Below are 19,966 nucleotides of genomic sequence, written 5' to 3' on the forward strand. Positions count from 1 at the left end.
ACGGCCCGCGGCCGGGGACCTGCGGCGAGGGCGCGGCGGAGGCGACCTCCACACGCGGGTAAAACGACTGCGCATCCCGCCCGCCGACATGCCAGGCTGGATCCGTGATCCCGTCTAACCGCAGTACCTCGGAGAGGGTTCCGCCGACGCTGGCCACGATGGCCGCGTGGAGCTGGCGGCTGTTGCTGCTCGGTGGGATGATCTACGTTTTCTGGCTGATCATCGAAAGGATCAGCTTCGTCGTCATGCCGGTGGTGGTCGCGCTGCTGCTCGCGGCCCTGCTTCACCCATTGACCCGCCGGCTGCGTGCCGCCGGGCTCCGGCCGATCTACGCGACGTGGATCACGATGCTGCTCGGCCTCGCGCTGATCGTCGGCATCGGGTTCCTCATCGGCGTGCGGGCGAACGAGGAGTTCCCCCGGCTGGTCCTGCAGATCCAGGTGACCGCTCGCAACGTCCAGGACTGGCTGCTGCACGGCCCCCTCCAGCTGAAGGAGGCGCAGATCGCCGACTTCGTGGACCAGCTCAGCAGCCAGGTGACCCAATACCGCAGTCAGATCACCAGCACGGTGCTGAGCGGCGCCACCGCGGTCGTCGAGGTGCTCACCTCCATCGTGCTGATCCTCTTCGTCACCTTCTTCCTGCTGAAGGACGGCGACCGGATCTGGGTCTGGTTCCTGCGCGCCTTCGGCGGCGCCTCCACGCGCGTCGACCGCGCGGGCCGCGCCGCCTGGGCGACGATCTCCCACTACGTGCACGGCACGGTGGCGGTCGCCGCCATCCACGGGCTCGTGATCGGAGTGGTGCTCGCGGGGATGCAGGTGCCGCTGTGGGCGCCCCTCGCGGTGCTGGTCTTCGTCGCCAGCTTCATCCCGATCGTCGGCATCCTGTTCGCGGGCACCATCGCGACGCTGGTGACCTTCGGCTCCCGGGGCTGGTTCCTGGCGCTGATCTTCGTGGGCGTCCTCGTGGTCGAGCAGCAACTGGAGAACCACGTGCTCCAGCCGCTCATCGTGGGCCGGGCCCTGGAGTTCCACCCTCTGGCGATCATCCTCGTCCTCGCGGTGGGCGGCGTGCTCGGCGGCATCGCGGGCGCGGTGGTGGCCGTGCCGCTCACGGCGGTCATCTACCGCGCGCTGCCAGAACTGCGCCGCGGTCGGCCCCCCGCCATCGAGCCGCCCTCAGAAGGCGGCCCGCCGGGCGCGGCCGAGCCCGGAGCGGAGCCCGGTGCCGGGGACGTACCCCCGCAGCCGGAGCCCGGACCCGGGGACCTGCCCCCGCGGCCCGAGGCCGGCGCGGCGGAGCCCGCGCCCTCTCACCCGTCCCAGCCCGCCGACTCAGGACGCGGCGAGCAGGGCGGACAGGGCGGACAGGGGTCGGAGACGGCGCGCCCGCCCTCCGGAGCGGGAGAGGCGGTGTCCCCCCAGCACAACGGGTAGGGTCTTGCCTCGTGAGCGAGCGTAGCGAGCGAACCAAGGAACACAGCGCAATTCGCGAGGTGCTGATCTGCGCGCCTTCGGCACGACGCAACCCCGAGCCGCCAGGCGAGGGTGTGGCATGAGCTGCCCTGTACCGAATCGCGGGATCGAGGCCGCCCGATGAGTGTCGAGATCCTGATCCACCGGCTCGACCCGGACCTTCCGCTCCCGTCGTACGCGCATCCGGGTGATGCCGGGGCCGACCTGTTCGCGGCGGAGGACGTGGAGTTGCTGCCCGGCGAGCGGGCGGTCGTGCGGACCGGCGTCGCCATCGCGCTGCCGGACGGGTACGCCGCCTTCGTCCATCCGCGGTCGGGCCTGGCGGCCCGGCACGGGGTCACGCTGGTCAACGCGCCGGGCACGATCGACGCCGGCTACCGGGGCGAGATCAAAGTGACGATGATCAACACCGACGCCAAGGACCCGGTGCGGTTCCGGCGCGGTGACCGCATCGCCCAGCTCGTCGTCCAGCGGGTGGAACGGGCGGCGTTCTACGAGGTAGACCGGTTGCCCGGCTCCGTACGGGGCACGAACGGGTTCGGCTCGACGGGTAGCTGACACCGCGGAACCCGGGAACCGGGCCACGATGCGAGGAGAGTGAGACAAGTGTTGCGACGCCGGCAACGCGCGGAGGAGGAGACCGCACCAGTCGTCGTGCGGGGGGAGAGCCCCGCCCAGGCGCGGAGGACGGGCCCCTGGGACGCCGCTGACGACTACCCGGAGGCCGAGCGTGTGGACCTGGGGGGCCTGCGCCTGCCCGTCGGTCCCGGATTCGAGATCCAGCTCAGCATGGCGGGCGACCAGGTCGACGGTGTGATCGTCCTGGTCGAGGAGAGCGCCCTTCAGGTGAACGCCTTCGCCGCGCCCAAGCGCAGCGGGATCTGGGACGAGGTGCGCGCCGAACTCGCCCGTGAGGTGGTGGCCGCCGGCGGCTCGGCCGAGGACCGGGACGGCCCGTTCGGCCCGGAGGTCGCGGCCGAGGTGCCCACGCAGGGCCAGGGTCAGGCGCAGGGACGGCAGCCGGTGCGCTACGTCGGTGTCGACGGGCCCCGCTGGTTCCTCCGCGCCGTGATCAGCGGCAGGGCGGCGGTCGACCCGGAGGCGGCGCGGGTCCTGGAGGACGTCGTGCGCGGAATCGTCGTCGTGCGCGGCGACGAGCCGATGCCGCCCAGGGAGGCGATCCAGCTCCGGCTGCCCACCGAGGCCAGGCAGGCCATGGAGGAGCAGCAGGGGGCCCGGCAGGAGGAGCTCCGGCCCTTCGAACGTGGTCCGGAGATCAGCGAGATCCGCTGACGCCGTCCGGGACGCGGCGGTTGACCGAATCGGGGGGTAAGCCCTGCCCTGACCGTCCTTCTGGCCCGAAACCGGCTCACGTATGCTGCGGTGGGAAACGACGGGCCTAGGCTGGAGCCAGGACGACGAATCCCCCGAAGGGGATCGGCAACGAGGAAGCTGGGTGAGTGACCGATGGGCACGCCGGAGCCTGCCAGACGCGGCGGACTGCGGGGCTTCTTCCAGAGGCTGACCACCAGCCAGGCCGAACTGGAGGCCGCCGAGCTCCAGGAGGACCTGGAGCACGAGGGGGCCACTCCCATCGCGCGGTGCGGTGAGCGCCAGCGGACATGTGTGGCGGGCACGCTGCGCACCGTGACCCTCCGCCCGCGCGGCGGCGCTCCCGCCCTCGAGGCCGAGCTGTACGACGGGTCGGACGTGATCGACCTGGTCTGGCTCGGCCGTCGGAAGATCGCCGGCATCGAGCCGGGCCGGGTGGTGCGGGCCGAAGGGCTGGTCAGCCTCCAGGACGGCCGCAAGGTCATGTTCAACCCCCGCTACGAGCTACGCCCGGCCGGTGGCCCTTGATCTCTCAGGAGACCGTATGAGCACAGCGGACATGACGGCCCCCGCGGCGCACGCCACCGTCGAGGCGGCGGTTCGCGCACAGATGAGCAAGGCCTTGGGCGGCAGGCGCGGGATCGTCGAGGCGGCGGTGCCCACGCTCGCCTTCACCGGCACGTGGATGGGCACCAACGAGCTGAAGCCCTCGCTGATCGTCGGCATCGCCTCGGCGGTGGTGCTTCTGCTGGTGCGGCTCGCGCAGCGCACCACGCCGCAGTTCGTGCTCAACAGCCTCGTCGGCATCGGGATCGGCGCGTTCTTCGCGGCCCGCACCGGCGACGCCAAGGACGTGTTCCTGCCCGGGATCCTCTACAACGGGGCCTACGCCGCCGGCATGCTGCTGTCGATCGTGGTCCGCTGGCCGGTCGTGGGCTTCCTGATCGGCTCGGTGACCGGCGACCCGACGGCCTGGCACGGCGACTCCGCGCTGGTCCGGCTGTGCTCGCGGCTCACGTGGCTGCTCATGCTGCCGTGCCTGCTGCGGGTGATGGTCCAGCTGCCGCTCTACTGGGCGGACCAGGTGACCGCCCTCGGCGTGGCCAAGATCGCTCTCGGCTGGCCGCTGCAGGTCGCGGCGCTCGGCGCGATGGTGTGGGTGCTCGCCCGGGGCCGCACTCCGATGCAGCCGCCGGCGCAGCCGTCCATCTGACGATCACGCGGAAACGACCAGGCCCCGGGCAGTGTACCCGGGGCCTGAGTCGTACGCGGGTCAGGGACGCCCGTGGGCCGACAGCAGTTCGGTGAGCTCGTTCTCGACCTCCTGGCTGGCCACGAACAGCAGCTCGTCGCCGGCCTCCAGCGGGTCGTCGGCCGAGGGGACCAGCACCCGGCCCTCGCGCAGGATCGCCACGAGGGCGGAGTCCACCGGCCACGGCACCGAGCCGGCCCGCTGACCCACCACCGGGGCGTCATCGGCCAGCGTGAGCTCCACCAGGTTGGCCTGGCCCTGCCGGAAGGTCATCAGGCGCACCAGGTCGCCGACGCTGACCGCCTCCTCGACCAGGGCCGACAGCAGGCGCGGGGTGGAGACGGCGACGTCCACGCCCCACGACTCGTTGAACAGCCACTCGTTCTTGGGGTGGTTGACCCGGGCGACCACCCGCGGCACGCCGTACTCGGTCTTGGCGAGCAGCGAGACCACGAGGTTGACCTTGTCGTCGCCCGAGGCGGCGATCACGACCTGGCAACTGTTCAGCCCGGCCTCGTCCAGCGAGGAGATCTCGCAGGCGTCGGCGAGCAGCCACTCGGCCCGCGGCACGCTGTCGATCTTGATGGCGCGGGGGTCGATATCGATGAGCAGGACCTCGTGACCGTTCTCCAGGAGCTCCGCCGCGATGGAACGGCCGACGGCTCCCGCGCCGGCGATGGTGACGCGCATCAGTGCTCCTCGTCGGACGGCGGGGCGGACAGCGCCTTGTTGATTCGGTCCATCTCGTTCTCGGCGGCGACCAGGTGGAGGAGGTCACCTTCCTGGAGGACGGTGGCGTCCTTCGGCACGAGCGCCTCGCCCATGCGGTTGACGAAGGCCACGCGCGCGCCGGTGACGTCCTCGATCACCCTGGCCCGGGTGCCGATCCAGCCCTGGTGGAAGGCCACCTCGGCGAGGATGACCGTGCCGGTCGGGTCCCGCCAGAGGGGCTCGGCGCCCTCGGGCAGCACCCGGCGAAGGATCTGGTCGGCGGTCCAGCGGACCGTCGCCACGGTGGGAATGCCGAGCCGCTGGTAGACCTCGGCGCGGCGAGGGTCGTAGATGCGGGCGACCACGGTGTCCACGCCGAACATCTCCCGGGCGACCCGGGCGGAGATGATGTTGGAGTTGTCCCCGCTGCTCACGGCGACGAAGGCGGCGGCCGAGGTGATGCCGGCCTCTTCGAGCACGTCGCGGTCGAAGCCGATGCCGGTGACCCTGCGGCCCCGGAAGCCGGCCCGCAGCCGCCGGAAGGCCTGCGGGTCGCGGTCGATCACGGCGACCGAGTGCCCGTTGTCCTCAAGGATGTGCGCCAGGGTCGAGCCGACCCGGCCACATCCCATGATCACAATATGCATGCTCCCCCGCCGTGGGTTGTGGCGGTCTCCTCTTGCAGACAGTATGTCGCCACTCCGCGCCACCGCATGACCCGGGCGCGGCGCCGGGGGACTAGGCTCAACAGACGTGTCGAAGGTGCCAGATCTTGTCAAGCGGCTCCTCGTGGGGCGAGCTCTGCGGAGCACCGCGCTCCACCATCAGTTGCTGCCCAAGCGCGTGGCACTGCCCGTGTTCGCCAGTGACGCACTGTCGTCGGTCGCGTACGCACCGCAGGAGATTCTGGTCATCCTGTCGATCGGCGGGGTCGGCCTCTACAGCGTCAGCCCGTGGGTCGCGGCGGGCGTCGTCCTCGTCATGCTCACGGTGGTCGCCTCCTACCGGCAGAACGTGCACGCCTATCCCAGCGGCGGCGGCGACTACGAGGTGGCGACGACGAACCTGGGCCCGACCGCGGGGCTGACCGTCGCGAGCGCCCTGCTCGTCGACTACGTGCTGACCGTGGCGGTGTCGGTGGCCAACGGCGCCGACTACGTGGGCGCGACGATCCCCTTCGTCGCCGAACACCGCCCGTTGGTGGCGGTAGCCATCGTCACACTCTTGACGATCATGAACCTGCGCGGCCTCCGGGAATCGGGTGTCGCGTTCGCCGTTCCGACCTACGCCTTCATGATCGCGGTCATCGGCATGGTCGCGTGGGGCCTGTTCCGGCTGGTCGTGCTCGGCGACGACCTGCGCGCACCCACCGCCGATTACCGGATCATCGGGCAGCAGGCCGATCTCGCCGGATTCGCGATGGCGTTCCTGGTGCTGCGCGCCTTCTCGTCCGGATGCGCCGCGCTCACCGGCGTCGAGGCGATCAGCAACGGCGTGCCCGCCTTCCGCAAGCCCAAGAGCAAGAACGCCGCGACCACGCTGCTCATGATGGGCCTCATCGCGGTCACGATGTTCAGCGGGATCATCTTCCTCGGCCTCAAGTCGGGCGTGAAGCTGACCGACCCGGCGTTTGTGGCCAGGGACGTCATCATCGCCGGGCACCCGGCCGGGCCCGGCTACTACCAGCAGCCGATCATCGCCCAGGTCGCCTCCGCCGTCTTCGGTCACGGCTCGTTCCTGTTCGTCGTGATCGCCGCGGTGACCGCACTCATCCTGTTCCTGGCCGCCAACACCGCGTTCAACGGTTTCCCGGTGCTCGGCTCGATCCTCGCCCAGGACCGTTACCTGCCGCGTCAGCTCCACACCCGGGGCGACCGCCTCGCGTTCAGCAACGGCATCGTCATCCTCGCGGCCGGAGCCTGCCTGCTGATCTGGGCGTTCGACGCGGACGTGAGCAAGCTGCTCAACCTCTACATCGTCGGCGTGTTCGTCTCGTTCACCCTCAGCCAGATCGGCATGGTCCGGCACTGGACCCGTCACCTGAGGACCGAGACCGACGCGAGGGCGCGCTTCCACATGATGCGCTCACGGGTGATCAACGGCTTCGGCGCGGTCATGACCGGGCTCGTGCTGGTCGTCGTGCTCGCCACCAAGTTCACGCACGGCGCGTACATCGTCTGCATCGCGATGCCGGTGCTCTTCCTCATGATGAAGGGCATCAGGCGCCACTACGACCGGGTCGCCGAGGAACTCGCCGCGCCGGAGGGGCATGAGAGCGAGGAGTCGCTGCTGCCCGCCCGCAACCACGCGATCGTGCTCGTTTCGAAGATCCACAAGCCGACGCTCCGCGCGCTCGCGTACGCCAGAGCGACTCGTCCGTCGACCCTGGAGGCCGTGTCCGTCAGCGTGGACGCCGACGAGGCGAACAGGCTCAGAGAGGAATGGGATCGGCGCGGCATCGAGGCGCCGCTGAAGATCCTCGACTCGCCGTACCGGGAGATCACCGGCCCGGTGCTCGAATACGTGAAATCGCTGCGGCGGCGCTCGCCGCGCGACGTCGTGACGGTCTACATCCCCGAGTACGTGGTCGGCCGCTGGTGGGAGCACCTGCTGCACAACCAGAGCGCGCTGCGGCTCAAGGGACGACTGCTGTTCAAGCCCGGGGTCATGGTCACGAGCGTGCCGTTCCAGCTCGCCTCCTCCGACCGCCTCAAGGGCCGCAGGGAGCCATCCGCTCCCGGCGCCTCCCGCCGCTCCTATCAGCACCCACCGAAGGACACACAGGTCAAGGCATGACCGATACGAAAGAGGCCGACATGGCCGGCGAACGGCTCGAACTGACGGTGGACACCGTCGCCAACGGCGGCTGGTGTGTGGCCAGGCACGAGGGCCGGGTGGTCTTCGTCCGGCACGCCCTGCCCGGCGAGCGGGTGGTCGCCGAGGTCACCGAGGAGACCACGAGGTTCCTGCGGGCCGACGCGGTCGAGGTCCTGGAGCCCTCACCCGACCGGGTCACGCCGCCCTGCCCGTTCGCCGGCCCCGGCCGCTGCGGCGGCTGCGACTGGCAGCACGCGTCGCTGGAGGCGCAGCGCCGGTTGAAAGCCGATGTGGTCGCCGAGCAGTTCCGGCGCCTGGCGAGCCTCGACCTCAAGGTCGTGGTCGAGGAGGTGCCGGGGGCGGAGAACGGCCTCGGGTGGCGCACCCGCGTGCGGTTCGCCGTGGAGCGGGACGGCACGGCGGGGCTGCGGCGGCACCGGTCGCACGACATCGAGCACGTCACCGAGTGCCTCATCGCGCACCCCGCCGTCGAGGAGGTCGGCGCGGAACGCCTGGCCTGGCCGGGGGCCGCCGCGGTCGAGGTGGTGGCCGCCTCCGGCGGCGACCGCGCCGTGATCGTCGAACCCGTCCCGCGCCGCCGGGCGGACATCCCGGACGTGGACGCCTCGGTCCTGCTCGACGAGGGCAGGCGGGGTACGCGGGCGTTGCGTGGCCGGGCCTCGCTGACCGAGCGGGTGGGCGAGCGGGACTTCCGGGTCACCGCGAGCGGATTCTGGCAGGTCCACCCGGGCGCGGCGGCCACGCTGCTCGGTGCGGTGCTCGACCTCGGCCGGCCCGAGCCGGGGGAGTGGGCGCTCGACCTCTACTGCGGCGCCGGTCTGTTCGCCGCCGGGCTCGCCGAGGCCGTCGGCCCCGAGGGCGCCGTGCTCGGCATCGAGTCCGAGCCGCAGGCGGCGCAGGACGCCCGGTTCAACCTGCGTGACCTGCCGCAGGCGCAGGTAGAGCGGGGCAGGGTCGAGGAGGCGCTCGACCGGCTGCGGATCGAACGGGCCGACCTGGTGGTGGCCGACCCGCCCCGCGCGGGTCTCGGCCGTCCCGTGGTCGAGCGCGTCGCCGGCCTGGAGGCCTCGCGCGTGGTGTACGTGTCGTGCGACCCGGCCACCCTGGCCAGGGACGTCGCCTGGTTCGCCGGGCACGGCTACCGGCTGGAGGACCTCCGGGCCTTCGACCAGTACCCCATGACCCACCACGTGGAGTGCGTCGCGCTGCTCGTCAGGGACTGAGCCCGCGCCGCTCGCCCGACGAGCGCGGCGCCGCCCAGAAGGATCACCGGGGGCGGACGGGAGGGGCCCCGGGCGCGACCTCGGGGCGGGCGACGCCCGCGTCGGGGTGCGACGGCCGGGTCAGGATCCGTACGACGTCGTCGGCCGGACTGGCGCCCCGCAGGGACAGCCAGCCCAGGCCGTTGCGGGCCCGGAACGCGGCCAGCCGCCCGGCCTCGTCCATGCCGAGGTCGCCGGCGCCGGCCAGGACCGGCGCGAGGCCCATCCGCCGCCATGCCCGGTCGGGCGGCACGTCCAGCGCCGTGGCGATCTGGAGGCGCGCCGCCCGCGCGGCGACGGCCAGGTCGTGGAGGTTCGAGACGCCGGAGGCGATCGGCACGAGCAGGCCGACGGACTCGATCTCCACGCCTTCCTCGCGGGTCGCCCGCAGCATCTCCTGGTCGGCGGGCTCCAGGCCGCGCCGGGAGGCGGGAAGGGTGAACGTGACCCGCAGGGAGCGGCCGTGCGACCGCGCGTCGCGCTGCAACCGGGAGACGGCGGCGGCGCGGCGGCGGACGGCGGCGGGGCCGGCCGCCCCACCGGCCTCGAAGTCGACGCCGGGAGGGTCGAGCGCCGACACGACATGGCGGTAGGCGGCGAGCAGCCGGGCCGGATCCTCGCAGGTGACCGCCAGCTCCTGCCCGTACGGCCCGCCGAACGCCGCCCACACCTCGCGGCCGTCGGCCCGCAGCCGGTCGACCCGCGCGGTGACGGAGTATCCGCCCCGCGGTTGCGCCCCCGCCCAGTGGGGAGCACAGCCGCCCGGGCCGGCGACGATGTGCCCGATGGCGAACGAGCGCACCCCCGCCCGCAGCAGTTCCGGGCGCGGCGCACCGGCGGCGTCGAGGAACCCCCGATAACGGGCCGCGGGCTCGTCGGCCGGGGGCGCGGCGGCGGGCGGGGCCGGCGAGGTGACGGTCTGGCGCGCGGCGACCAGCGTCTCCGGCACCGGCGAGGCCGGAGACGTCCCACCGCCGGCCGTGACCCCGGGCTCGCCCCCGGGCGTCGCGGCCCAGCCGCCGGTCGGGGCGGCGGGCAGGGCCCACAGCGCCGCGCCGGTGCCCGCGACGAGCGCGGCCGAGGCCAGGAAGACGAGGGAGCGCGAGGGGCGGCCCGCTTCGCGGGAATGACGTGCGGAGTCCACGCTCACCACCCTGAGTTGTGATGCGACTACGTTACGCACAGGCGGCTCGCACTCTAGCAAGCGGCGGTCGCGGGGGCGGGGATAATGGACGGATGAAATTGAGGATCTTCACCGAGCCCCAGCAGGGGGCGAGCTACGACGATCTGCTCAGGGTGGCGCAGGCGGCCGAGCGGCTCGGGTTCGACGCGTTCTTCCGGTCCGACCATTACCTGCGGATGGGCGACGGCGACCCGGCCCCGGGCCCGACCGACGCGTGGATCACCCTGGCCGGTCTCGCGCGGGAGACCTCGCGCATCCGGCTGGGCACGCTCGTGAGCGCCGCGACGTTCCGGCTGCCCGGTCCGCTGGCGATCAGCGTGGCCCAGGTCGACCAGATGAGCGGCGGCCGCGTGGAGCTGGGTCTCGGCACCGGCTGGTTCGAGGAGGAGCACACGGCGTACGGGATCCCCTTCCCCTCCCTGGGCGAGCGGTTCGAGCGCCTGGAGGAGCAGCTCGAGATCGTCACCGGGTTGTGGGCGGCGGACAAGCCGTTCTCCTTCGAGGGCGCGCACTATCGGCTGGCCGACTCCCCGGGGCTGCCCAAGCCGGCCCAGCGGCCCCGGCCGCCCGTCATCATCGGCGGCGGCGGCGCCAAGCGGACGCCGCGGCTGGTCGCGCGGTTCGCCGACGAGTACAACGTGCCGTTCCACCTTCCCGAGGACACCGCCGCGGCCTTCGACCGGGTCAGGCAGGCGTGCGACGCCGCGGGCCGGGAGACCGTCCTGCTGTCGGCGGCGCAGATCGTCTGCGCCGGGCGGGACGAGGCGGAGATCGCCCGGCGGGCCGCCAGTATCGGCCGCAATGTCGACGAGCTGCGTGTCAACGGGCTGGCGGGCACGCCGCAGGAGATCGTGGACAAGATCGGCCGGTTCACCGAGATGGGCGCCGAGCGTCTCTACCTGCAGGTTCTCGACCTGCACGACCTGGAGCACCTGGAGCTGATCGCGGCCGAGGTGCTTCCGCACGTGTAAGAAGGGTGCTTCCGCACGTGTAAGAAGGGTGCTTCCGCACGTGTGAGCCCACAGGCTTGAAAAGCCATAGCCGGTCGAAAGGGGCATCCGGCACACTTTGTCGGGTGCTCCTCACGATCTCGACGACTCTGCGGCCTGCCACGGACCTCGGCTTCCTCCTGCACAAGCACCCCGACCGGGTGCAGGAGTTCGAGCAGTCGTCCGGCACGGCGCGGGTCTTCTACCCACAGGCGGGCGAGGATCGGTGCACCGCGGCGCTGCTGCTGGAGATCGACCCGGTGCGGCTGGCCCGTTCGAGGGGCTCGTCCTCGCCCGACTTCTCCCTGGGGCAGTACGTCAACGACCGGCCGTACGCCGCGTCCTCCCTGCTGGCGTCGGCGCTCGCCGACGTGTTCCGCACGGCGCGGACCGGCCGGTGCGCCTCGCGGCAGGACCTCGCGGACGGGCCGATTCCCCTGGAGATCGGCCTGCCCGCCCTGCCGTGCCGGGGCGGGGCCGATCTCGCGCACCGGCTGTTCGGGCCGCTGGGCTGGGAGGTCGGAGCCGAGGCCGTGCCGCTGGACCCCGGTTTCCCCGAGTGGGGCGAGTCCCGGTACGTACGGCTCGCGCTGCGCGGCGATGTGCGCCTGGCCGACGCGCTCAACCACCTGTACGTTCTGCTGCCGGTGCTGGACGACGCCAAGCACTACTGGCTGGCGGGCGACGAGGTCGACAAGCTCGTCCGCGCCGGAGAGGGCTGGCTGGCCGGCCATCCGGACAAGGGCCTGATCACCCGTCGGTATCTCGGCCGGCGGTGGGCGCTCACCCGCGCCGCCTTCGCCCGTCTCGCGGAGCTGGGCGACGACGTGGAGGAGAGCCTGGACCCGCCGGTGGAGGAGGAGCCGGGCGCCGAGGCTGTCTCCGATGACAGGCCCGCTGACGAGCCCCGTGACAACCTCAGTGACAAGCCTGAGGACAAGCCCGGAGACCAGCCCGAGGACAAGCCCGGTGACGGGGCGGGTGAGGAGCGGGTGCCGCTGAACACGCTGCGCCGGGAGGCCGTCGTGGCGGTGCTGCGGGAGGTCGGCGCCCGCACCGTGCTCGACCTCGGCTGCGGCTCGGGGCAGCTGCTGTCGGCGCTGCTGGCCGACCCGGCCTTCGCCAAGGTGGCCGGTATGGACGTCTCGGCCCGCGCGCTCGCGATGGCCGACCGCCGCCTGCGCACCGACCGGATGCCGGACGCCAAGCGGGCCAGGCTGGAGCTGTTCCAGGGCTCGCTGACCTACACCGACGCGCGCCTTGCCGGGTACGACGCCGCGGTGCTGATGGAGGTCGTCGAGCATGTGGACCCGCCGCGCCTGCCCGCGCTCGAACGGGTGGTCTTCGGCACGGCGCGGCCCGCACACGTGATCGTCACCACGCCCAACGTGGAGCACAACGTCAGGTACGAGCTGCTCGCGGGGGCGCGCCGCCACCCCGACCACCGGTTCGAGTGGAGCCGGGCGGAGTTCGCCCGATGGGTGGCGGGCGTGTGCGAGACGTACGGCTACGCGGCCGATGTGCGGCCGGTCGGAGAGGACGACCCCGAGGTGGGCCCGCCCACCCAGATGGCGGTCTTCAGCAGGAGGGAGGAGCGGTCGTGACCGAGATCAGCGTGCCGGAGCTGTCGCTGGTGGTGCTCGTCGGCATCTCCGGGAGCGGCAAGTCGACATTCGCGGCCCGGCACTTCGCGCCCACGCAGGTCGTCTCGTCCGACTTCTGCCGCGGCCTGGTCGCCGACGACGAGAACGACCAGACGGCCACGCCCGAGGCGTTCGACCTGCTCCACCACATCGTGGGCATCCGCCTGCGGCGGGGCCTCCTCACGGTGGTGGACGCGACCAACGTGCAGTGGGAGGCCCGCAAGAAGCTCATCGAGCTGGCCAGATCTCACGACGTGCTCGCGGACGCCATCGTGCTCGACGCGCCGGAGGAGGTGGCGCGTGCCCGCAACGCGGCCCGCCCCGACCGGGCCTTCGGCCCCCACGTGATCACCCGGCAGCGCAAGGAGCTGCGCCGGTCGCTCGGCAAGATCGCCAAGGACGGCTTCCGCCGGGTCCATGTGCTGCACGGCGACGAGATCGACGACGTGACCATCACGCACGAGAAGGCGTGGACCGACAAGACCCACCTCACCGGGCCGTTCGACGTCATCGGCGACGTGCACGGCTGCCGGGCCGAGCTGGAGTCCCTGCTGGTGCGGCTCGGCTGGAAGGTCGGGCCGGACGGCGCCGTCCACCCCGAGGGGCGTACGGCGGTCTTCGTCGGCGACCTGGTCGACCGCGGCCCGGACACGCCGGGCGTGCTGCGGCTGGTCATGAGCATGGTCGAGGCGGGGACCGCGCTGTGTGTGTCCGGCAACCACGAGCAGAAGCTGGTGCGGGCCCTCGACGGCCGCAAGGTGCGGGTCGCCCACGGCCTTGAGCGGTCGCTGGAGCAGCTCGCCGCCGAGCCGGAGGAGTTCCGCGCGGCCGCCAGGACGTTCATGGACGGTCTGATCAGCCACTACCGCCTCGACGGCGGCAGGCTGGTGGTCGCGCACGCGGGGCTCAAGGAGGCCTATCACGGACGGGCCTCCGGGCGGGTGCGGGCGTTCGCGCTGTACGGCGACACGACCGGGGAGACCGACGAGTACGGCCTGCCGGTGCGCTACCCCTGGGCGAACGACTACCGGGGGCGCGCCATGGTCGTCTACGGGCACACCCCGGTGCCGGAGCCGGAGTGGGTCAACAACACCATCTGCCTCGACACCGGCGTGGTCTTCGGCGGGCGGCTGACCGCCCTGCGCTACCCCGAGCGCGAGCTCGTCTCGGTCCCGGCGGAGAAGGTCTGGTACGAGCCCACGCGGCCCCTGGCGGCGTCGGCCCCGGCCCGCGACCCCGGTGTGCTGGACATCGGCGACGTGGACGGCACCCGCTTCGTGGAGACGCGGTCCGGCGGCCGGATCAGGATCGCGGAGGAGAACTCCCGCGCCGCGCTGGAGATCATGAGCCGGTTCGCCGTGGACCCCCGCTGGCTTGTCTACCTCCCGCCGACCATGGCTCCGCCGGAGACCTCCGCGCTGGAGGGCTTCCTGGAGCACCCGGCCGAGGCGTTCGACGAGTTCGCGCGGGCGGGGGTGACCCGGGTGGTGTGCGAGGAGAAGCACATGGGTTCGCGGGCGATCGCCGTGCTGGCGCGGACGCCGGAGGCCGCGGCCCGCCGCTTCGGTGTCGCCGACGGCACGACGGGCAGCGTCTACACCCGCACCGGTCGGCCCTTCTTCGACGAGCGCGGGCCGGAACTGGTGGACCGGCTGCGCGAGGCGGCCGCGCCGCTGTGGGAGGCGCTGGAGACCGACTGGGTGGTGCTCGACTGCGAGCTGCTGCCGTGGTCGGCCAAGGCGGAGGGGCTGATCCGCGACCAGTACGCCTCGGTGGGGGCGGCCGCCCGGGTGGCGCTGCCCGAGGCGGTGGCGGCGCTGGAGTCGGCGGCGGGACGTGGCCTGGACGTAGGCGCTCTGCTCGACCGCACCCGCCGCCGTGCCCACAACGCTGCCCGGTTCCGCGACGCCTATGCCCGTTACTGCTGGCCGGTCTCGGGCCTCGACGGCGTACGGCTCGCGCCGTTCCAGATCCTCGCCTGCGAGGGCAGGGCGACGGCGGTGGAGGAGCCGCACGAGTGGCACCTGAAGACGCTCGGCCTGATGGACTCGCCGCTCGTGACGCCGACCCGTCACGTGTTCGTCTCCCTCGACTCGCCGGAGGAGCGGGAGGCGGCCATCGCGTGGTGGACGGCGCTGACCGAGGCCGGGGGAGAGGGCATGGTGGTCAAACCGGCCGCGCATCAGGAGGGACGGGTGCAGCCGGGCGTGAAGGTGCGGGGCCGTGAGTATCTGCGGATCATCTACGGCCCCGACTACACGGAGTCGCTCGACGTGCTGCGGCGCAGGTTCACCGGCAGGAAGCGGTCACTGGCGCTGCGGGAGCACGCCCTCGGCCTGGAGGCGCTGACGCGCCTGGCCGAGGGCGAGCCGCTGTGGCGGATCCACGAGGCGGTCTTCGCCGTCCTCGCGCTGGAGTCCGAGCCGGTCGATCCCCGTCTGTGACACCGGACGGCCCCCGGGTACGGCCTCCCGCTCACGCGACGGGAGCCGTACCCGGGGGCCGGGCTCAGGGGCCGTATCCGGGAAGCCGTACCCGGGGGCAGGGTTCAGGGGCCGTATCCGGGAAGCCGTACCCGGGGGCAGGGTTCAGGGGACAGGGTTCAGCGGACAGGGTTCGGCGGACAGGGCTCAGCGGGGCTCGGCCGCGGCGGGCGCGTCCGATCCGGCGGCGGCCGGCTCGGCCAGGTCGACGCTGTCGCGCAGCCGCACCTGCGGGAGGAACAGCACGGCGAGGACGCCGACGACCGCGATGCAGGCCGAGATGAGGAAGATGTGGCCGGTGGCGTCGCCGTAGGCGGCGCGCACGATGCTGCGGATCGGCTCGGGCATCGCCTTGATGTTGAGGGTGCCGCCATCCTGCAGCCCGGCCGGCTGGATGCCGGCCTTCGCGAGGCCCGCGACGATGTTCTCGGTGACCCGGTTCGCCAGCACCGCGCCGAGGATCGAGACGCCGATCGTGCCGCCCAGCGAGCGGAAGAACGTGACGGCGCCGCTGGCCGCGCCCAGCTCACGCAGCGGGACGGTGTTCTGCACGGCCAGGACGAGATTCTGCATGGACATGCCGACGCCGACCCCGACCACCAGCATCCCCGCGCCGACGAGGACCAGCGAGGTCTCGTGGTCGACTGCGGACAGGGCCGCGAAGCCGAGCGTGAGCACGATCGAGCCGACGAGGATGTACGGCTTGACCCGTCCGCTGCGGGACACCATCCGCCCCGAGATCGTGGACGACACGAGGACGCCGAACATCATCGGGATGGTGAGCAGGCCCGCCTCGGTGGGGCTGTAGCCGCGGCCGATCTGGAAGTACTGCCCCAGGAAGACGGCGCCGCCGAACATCGCCATGCCCACGGCCAGGCTGGCCAGGATCGCGAGGGCGGGCACCCGCCGCCGCACGACGTGCAGAGGGACGACGGGCTCCCGGACCACGGTCTCGACCCACACGGCCAGGACCAGCAGCACGATCGCGGCGCCGACCATGGCGAGGGTCTGCCAGGAGATCCAGTCAAAGGAGTTGCCGACGAACGTCACCCAGACCAGCAGGACGCTCACGCCGATCGCGATCAGGAGGGCGCCCACGTAGTCGACCGAGGTCTCCGGACGGCGGATGGACGCCACGTTGAGCGTGCGGTGCAGGACGACCAGGGCGACGAGTGCGAACGGGATCGGCAGGAAGAAGCACCACCGCCAGCCGAGCCACGAGGTGTCGGTGATCAGACCGCCGAGCAGCGGGCCGCCGACCGTGGCCACGGCGATGACCGCGCCGAGGTACCCGTTGTACTTGCCGCGCTCCTTCGGCGGGATCATCGCGGCGATGACGACCTGGACCAGGATCTGCAGGGCGCCCATGCCCAGGCCCTGGACCGCGCGGAAGGCGATCAGCATCGGGGTGCTCTGGGCGAAACCGCAGGCGAACGAGGCGATAAGGAAGATGCCGATGGCGACCTCGATCAGCAGCTTCTTGCTGAACAGGTCGGCGAGCTTGCCCCAGATGGGGGTCGAGGCGGTCGTGGTGAGCAGCGCCGCGGTGACCACCCAGGTGTACTGCGACTGGGTGCCGTTCAGCGCACCGATGATCTGGGGGAGCGCGACCGACACGATCGTGCTGCTGATCATCGCGATGAACAGGACGAGGAGCAGCCCGCTCAGCGCTTCGAGTACCTGCCGTTGGCTTTTCGGCCCGGCCTCCGGCAGCGTGGGTGCGCTCACGCGCAGCCTCCAATCGGATGGGTGAGGACAACTGATCCAAGATTACATGCCCACTGGGCAAGTTTGCGCAATAGGCAATGTTTAAGCGGCTAAGCTGAAGCCCACCATGGAGACGACGGCGGGGTTGCGCGAGCGTAAGAAGGCCGAGACGCGGCAGGCCATCCACAAGGCCGCGCTGCGGCTCGCCGTGGATCGAGGGCTCGACCACGTCACCGTCGACGACATCGTGGAGGCCGCCAACATCTCGCGCCGGACCTTCTCCAACTACTTCGGCAGCAAGGAGGACGCCCTCCTGTACGGCGAGGAGCAGCGCGTCCGGTCACTGGTGCGGGCGATCCGCGAACGGCCGGCAGGGGAGTCGGGCTGGCAGGCGCTGCGCGCGGCGGTGCGCGACGAGCTGGAGGACGTGGGCGAGCCCGACCGGGAGTGGGCGGTGCGCACCACGCTCACCAAGCGCCACCCGTCCCTGCTCGCCCGGCAGCTCGCCAACCACGCCGCACTCGAACGGGAGCTGGTCCAGGCGATCTCCGACCGCGACGGGGCGGGAGAGCCGGCCGCCGACCTGAAGTGCCGGACCATGGCCGCCGCGTTCCTCGCCGCGTTGCGCATCGCGACGCACATCTGGATCGAGGAGCAGGAGGCCCGCCCGCTCTTCCGGATCATGGAGCAGGCTCTCGACGAGATGGCGCGGCCCTTCCGCTGAGCCGCCGGTTTCGGGCTCAGCCCGTGAAACGGGCCAGGAGCAGCGCGAGCCTGTGGTCGTGGTGCTCGCGCGGGAGCCGCCCGTCGCGCATGAGGGTGACCAGTCCGTGCAGGGCGGCCCAGAAGGTCTCGGTGAGCAGGGGCAGGTCGTCGCCGCCCGCGTGAGGGCGGACGGCCTCGACCAGCTCGCCGAAGGCCGCGTGCAGGGCGGGCGGCGCCTCGGGGGTCGCGAACGGCAGCGCGACGAACTGGCTGAACATCGCGTCGTAGAGGGCCGGGCGCCGCTCGGCGAAAGCCGCGTAGGCCGCGCCGACGTCGGCGAGCGCGCGGCGGGCGTCCGGCGCGGCGGTCCGGGCCGCGCGCAGCTCGTCGGCCAGGTCGGCGCAGCCCTCCACGGCGACCGCCGCCATGATCGCGACCTTGTTCTTGAAATGGCTGTAGAGCACCGGCTGGCTGTATTCGACCCGCTCGGCCAGCCGCCGCGTCGTCACCGCCTCCCAGCCCTCGGCCTCGGCGAGCTCCCTGGCCGCCGTGACGATCAGCTTCTCCCGCTCGGCGCGCTCGCGCTCTCTGCGCGACTGGATCGACATGCTTGGAATTCTAGCAGCGCTAGCGTTCGTTGCGGCGCTCCGCTAGCGTCGTTCTCGTTCCTAGCACCGCTAGATTATGGAGAGAGACGTGCTCACCCCCATCGCTTACGGCCTCGCCGTCGTCCTCAACCTGTTCGTCCTGTTCATCGGAGCCCGCTTCCTGCTCGTGCCCCACGCCGCGGCCGCCGGCTACGGCGTCCCGGCCAAGAAGGACGGCGACGTCGCCTACCTGACGATCAAGGGCCTGCGTGACGGAGGCTACGGTCTGCTGGGCCTGGCCCTGCTGGTCTTCGCCGGCGCCCGCGCCGAGGCCTGGTACATGCTGATCGTCGCCCTGCTCCCCCTGGGCGACACCCTGATCGTGCTGCGCAACGGCGGCACCCGGGCGGTCGCGTTCGGCATCCATTTCGCGACCGCCGTGGTGGTTCTGATCAGTGCCGCCCTGCTCTTCGCCGTCTGACCGCTGTTCCGGCGACCACCTGCGCGCCGCCGCCGTCTGGAACGCGACCGGGAGCGGACGGCCGGTCGCGTGCCGCGAGGACAGGATTCGCCCAGGGCGAGGACCGGCGGGAGGGGGCACTAGCATCGCGGCATGGCCCCCACCAAGGCCGACATCGAGGCGGCCAGAAACGCGACGATCGAGGACGTGCTCGGCCCCGGGCTCGACGTGCTGTTCTGCGGGATCAACCCCGGCCTCTACTCGGCCGCGACCGGTCATCACTTCGCCCGGCCGGGTAACCGGTTCTGGCCCGCCCTGCACCTGTCCGGTCTCGTGCCGCGCAGGCTCGCGCCGTCCGAGCAGCACCTGCTCCCGTCGTATGGGCTGGGCATCACCAACATCGTGGCCCGGGCGACCGCCCGGGCCGGCGAGCTGGACCCGGAGGAGCTCCGCGTGGGCGGCGAGAGGCTCGCGCGGCTGGTGGCGGAGGTCCGCCCCCGCGTCCTGGCGGTAGCGGGGGTGTCGGCCTATCGGGTCGCCTTCGCGCGCCCCGCCGCCCAGATCGGCCCGCAGGAGGAGACGATCGGCGGGGCGGCGCTGTGGGTGCTGCCCAACCCCAGCGGGCTGAACGCGCCGTGGACCGTACCTCGGATCGCCGAGCTGATGCGGCAGCTGCGGCAGCCGAGTCGTCCGGCATTGTGGAAAGGTATTGCCGCCCATCTCACTGGGCTGACCGCCCATGTTGAGCTCGATAAGCTCACTGCCGAGTACGCACGGCTGAGGCGCGCCACGTCGGATCCGCCGGCCGATCGTCCCGAAGGAGGCCGTCCATGACAGCGGCACCGGATCGCCCCGTCCTCTCACTGATGCTCGCCGTGCCCGACGCGAGCGCAGCCGCACGCTGGTACGCACAGGCGCTTGGCGCCACCACGCTGTGGGACCTCGGCGGGGTCGTCGGGTTGACGGTCGGTGGAGCACCCTTCTTTCTTGGCGAGCCGGAGAAGAACGGCTGGGCCACTCCCACCGAGGCGGGCACGAGGACCGTGCGAGTCGAGGTATTCGTCGACGATCCCGACGCCTTCATCGCGCGAGCCGTGGCCGCCGGAGCCGACGGGAGCGTCGATCGGATTCGCGACCACGAGATGCCATGGGGCGTTCACCGCCAGGGCGGCTTCCTCGACCCGTTCGGTCACCTGTGGCTCGTCGGAGACAGGTCCCCGCTCACGGCCCACGAGGTGTGACCGTCGGCCCCTTCGGCGGGCTGCCGCGAGAGGGCGTCGGCGAATCCGGCGCGCTGCTCCGCCGGCGTCGGGTTCGGATGGACAGGGCGTCGCGG

Annotated in this window: 19 protein-coding genes; 14 read left to right on the top strand and 5 right to left on the bottom strand. The window is 72.1% G+C overall.

The genetic code is table 11. The features are described 5' to 3' along the window. Positions 1-158: 158 nt before the first annotated feature. From ACGFIB_RS11235 to ACGFIB_RS11255, 5 genes are all read left to right on the top strand, one after another. Entirely contained in the window at positions 159-1,439 is a 1,281-nt protein-coding gene (locus ACGFIB_RS11235; protein WP_393370703.1) for an AI-2E family transporter, read from the top strand. A gap of 159 nt (positions 1,440-1,598) precedes the next feature. Next, a complete protein-coding gene (gene dut, locus ACGFIB_RS11240) occupies positions 1,599-2,036 on the top strand; it encodes a dUTP diphosphatase (RefSeq protein ID WP_142571762.1) in 438 nt (145 codons plus the stop codon). A gap of 48 nt (positions 2,037-2,084) precedes the next feature. Beyond that, a complete protein-coding gene (locus ACGFIB_RS11245) occupies positions 2,085-2,771 on the top strand; it encodes a DUF3710 domain-containing protein (protein ID WP_142571761.1) in 687 nt (228 codons plus the stop codon). Positions 2,772-2,945: 174 nt separating this feature from the next. Next, positions 2,946-3,338: an OB-fold nucleic acid binding domain-containing protein gene (locus tag ACGFIB_RS11250; RefSeq protein ID WP_142571760.1), complete on the top strand. Its 393-nt coding sequence runs from the start codon at positions 2,946-2,948 to the stop codon at positions 3,336-3,338. 16 nt (positions 3,339-3,354) lie between these two features. Continuing rightward, entirely contained in the window at positions 3,355-4,023 is a 669-nt protein-coding gene (locus ACGFIB_RS11255; protein ID WP_142571759.1) for a DUF3159 domain-containing protein, read from the top strand. Positions 4,024-4,083: 60 nt separating this feature from the next. Here the strand turns inward: ACGFIB_RS11255 and ACGFIB_RS11260 are convergent, their stop codons facing one another. Both ACGFIB_RS11260 and ACGFIB_RS11265 read right to left on the bottom strand, forming a co-directional pair. After that, entirely contained in the window at positions 4,084-4,752 is a 669-nt protein-coding gene (locus ACGFIB_RS11260; RefSeq protein ID WP_142571758.1) for a potassium channel family protein, read from the bottom strand. After that, positions 4,752-5,420, bottom strand: coding sequence for a potassium channel family protein (locus tag ACGFIB_RS11265; protein ID WP_142571757.1), 669 nt, complete (start codon positions 5,418-5,420; stop codon positions 4,752-4,754). Before ACGFIB_RS11265 ends, ACGFIB_RS11260 begins: the two co-directional genes overlap by 1 nt. A gap of 106 nt (positions 5,421-5,526) precedes the next feature. Here ACGFIB_RS11265 and ACGFIB_RS11270 point away from each other — a divergent pair, with 106 nt between their 5' ends. Both ACGFIB_RS11270 and ACGFIB_RS11275 read left to right on the top strand, forming a co-directional pair. Then, entirely contained in the window at positions 5,527-7,569 is a 2,043-nt protein-coding gene (locus tag ACGFIB_RS11270; protein ID WP_393370708.1) for an APC family permease, read from the top strand. Continuing rightward, the gene (locus tag ACGFIB_RS11275; protein ID WP_393370711.1) at positions 7,566-8,834 is read left to right on the top strand and encodes a class I SAM-dependent RNA methyltransferase; all 1,269 of its coding nucleotides are present in this window, start codon (positions 7,566-7,568) and stop codon (positions 8,832-8,834) included. Before ACGFIB_RS11270 ends, ACGFIB_RS11275 begins: the two co-directional genes overlap by 4 nt. 43 nt (positions 8,835-8,877) lie before the next feature. Here ACGFIB_RS11275 and ACGFIB_RS11280 read toward each other — a convergent pair whose 3' ends face one another. Beyond that, positions 8,878-10,017, bottom strand: coding sequence for a glycoside hydrolase family 18 protein (locus tag ACGFIB_RS11280; protein WP_393370714.1), 1,140 nt, complete (start codon positions 10,015-10,017; stop codon positions 8,878-8,880). 92 nt (positions 10,018-10,109) lie between these two features. Here ACGFIB_RS11280 and ACGFIB_RS11285 point away from each other — a divergent pair, with 92 nt between their 5' ends. The 3 genes from ACGFIB_RS11285 (at position 10,110) to ACGFIB_RS11295 (ending at position 15,132) form a co-directional block, all read left to right on the top strand. After that, entirely contained in the window at positions 10,110-11,027 is a 918-nt protein-coding gene (locus ACGFIB_RS11285; RefSeq protein ID WP_393370717.1) for an LLM class F420-dependent oxidoreductase, read from the top strand. 104 nt (positions 11,028-11,131) lie between these two features. After that, positions 11,132-12,649 (top strand): 3' terminal RNA ribose 2'-O-methyltransferase Hen1, encoded by a 1,518-nt coding sequence (locus ACGFIB_RS11290; RefSeq protein ID WP_393370720.1) that lies wholly within the window; start codon positions 11,132-11,134, stop codon positions 12,647-12,649. Beyond that, positions 12,646-15,132: a polynucleotide kinase-phosphatase gene (locus tag ACGFIB_RS11295; RefSeq protein WP_393370723.1), complete on the top strand. Its 2,487-nt coding sequence runs from the start codon at positions 12,646-12,648 to the stop codon at positions 15,130-15,132. The genes ACGFIB_RS11290 and ACGFIB_RS11295 overlap by 4 nt, the downstream gene beginning before the upstream one ends. Positions 15,133-15,318: 186 nt before the next feature. Here ACGFIB_RS11295 and ACGFIB_RS11300 read toward each other — a convergent pair whose 3' ends face one another. Further along, entirely contained in the window at positions 15,319-16,899 is a 1,581-nt protein-coding gene (locus ACGFIB_RS11300) for an MDR family MFS transporter (RefSeq protein ID WP_457852309.1), read from the bottom strand. Between the two features lie 106 nt (positions 16,900-17,005). On the opposite strand from ACGFIB_RS11300, the gene ACGFIB_RS11305 reads away from it, so the two are divergent. Continuing rightward, positions 17,006-17,602, top strand: coding sequence for a TetR/AcrR family transcriptional regulator (locus ACGFIB_RS11305; RefSeq protein WP_142571750.1), 597 nt, complete (start codon positions 17,006-17,008; stop codon positions 17,600-17,602). Between the two features lie 16 nt (positions 17,603-17,618). On the opposite strand, the gene ACGFIB_RS11310 is transcribed toward ACGFIB_RS11305, so the two are convergent. Then, a complete protein-coding gene (locus tag ACGFIB_RS11310) occupies positions 17,619-18,191 on the bottom strand; it encodes a TetR/AcrR family transcriptional regulator (protein WP_357242503.1) in 573 nt (190 codons plus the stop codon). A gap of 88 nt (positions 18,192-18,279) precedes the next feature. Here ACGFIB_RS11310 and ACGFIB_RS11315 point away from each other — a divergent pair, with 88 nt between their 5' ends. The 3 genes from ACGFIB_RS11315 to ACGFIB_RS11325 all read left to right on the top strand — a co-directional run bounded on the left by ACGFIB_RS11315 (position 18,280) and on the right by ACGFIB_RS11325 (position 19,871). Continuing rightward, positions 18,280-18,651, top strand: coding sequence for a DUF4267 domain-containing protein (locus tag ACGFIB_RS11315; RefSeq protein WP_357242506.1), 372 nt, complete (start codon positions 18,280-18,282; stop codon positions 18,649-18,651). Positions 18,652-18,783: 132 nt separating this feature from the next. Further along, entirely contained in the window at positions 18,784-19,464 is a 681-nt protein-coding gene (gene mug, locus ACGFIB_RS11320) for a G/U mismatch-specific DNA glycosylase (protein ID WP_393370728.1), read from the top strand. Further along, on the top strand, positions 19,461-19,871 hold the full coding sequence (locus ACGFIB_RS11325; RefSeq protein ID WP_393370731.1) for a VOC family protein: 411 nt from the start codon (positions 19,461-19,463) through the stop codon (positions 19,869-19,871). Before mug ends, ACGFIB_RS11325 begins: the two co-directional genes overlap by 4 nt. Positions 19,872-19,966: the final 95 nt, after the last annotated feature.

The sequence above is a fragment of the Microbispora bryophytorum genome (assembly GCF_043197435.1).
GTDB classification, from domain to species: domain Bacteria; phylum Actinomycetota; class Actinomycetes; order Streptosporangiales; family Streptosporangiaceae; genus Microbispora; species Microbispora bryophytorum.

Bases quoted from the DNA above. Each gene is read 5' to 3' on its own strand.
- dut (WP_142571762.1), top strand. From the start codon at position 1,599: ATGAGTGTCGAGATCCTGATCCACCGGCTCGACCCGGACCTTCCGCTC.
- mug (WP_393370728.1), top strand. From the start codon at position 18,784: ATGGCCCCCACCAAGGCCGACATCGAGGCGGCCAGAAACGCGACGATC.
- ACGFIB_RS11310 (WP_357242503.1), bottom strand. From the start codon at position 18,191: ATGTCGATCCAGTCGCGCAGAGAGCGCGAGCGCGCCGAGCGGGAGAAG.
- ACGFIB_RS11325 (WP_393370731.1), top strand. From the start codon at position 19,461: ATGACAGCGGCACCGGATCGCCCCGTCCTCTCACTGATGCTCGCCGTG.
- ACGFIB_RS11260 (WP_142571758.1), bottom strand. From the start codon at position 4,752: ATGCGCGTCACCATCGCCGGCGCGGGAGCCGTCGGCCGTTCCATCGCG.
- ACGFIB_RS11265 (WP_142571757.1), bottom strand. From the start codon at position 5,420: ATGCATATTGTGATCATGGGATGTGGCCGGGTCGGCTCGACCCTGGCG.
- ACGFIB_RS11275 (WP_393370711.1), top strand. From the start codon at position 7,566: ATGACCGATACGAAAGAGGCCGACATGGCCGGCGAACGGCTCGAACTG.
- ACGFIB_RS11235 (WP_393370703.1), top strand. From the start codon at position 159: ATGGCCGCGTGGAGCTGGCGGCTGTTGCTGCTCGGTGGGATGATCTAC.
- ACGFIB_RS11285 (WP_393370717.1), top strand. From the start codon at position 10,110: ATGAAATTGAGGATCTTCACCGAGCCCCAGCAGGGGGCGAGCTACGAC.
- ACGFIB_RS11305 (WP_142571750.1), top strand. From the start codon at position 17,006: ATGGAGACGACGGCGGGGTTGCGCGAGCGTAAGAAGGCCGAGACGCGG.
- ACGFIB_RS11250 (WP_142571760.1), top strand. From the start codon at position 2,946: ATGGGCACGCCGGAGCCTGCCAGACGCGGCGGACTGCGGGGCTTCTTC.
- ACGFIB_RS11255 (WP_142571759.1), top strand. From the start codon at position 3,355: ATGAGCACAGCGGACATGACGGCCCCCGCGGCGCACGCCACCGTCGAG.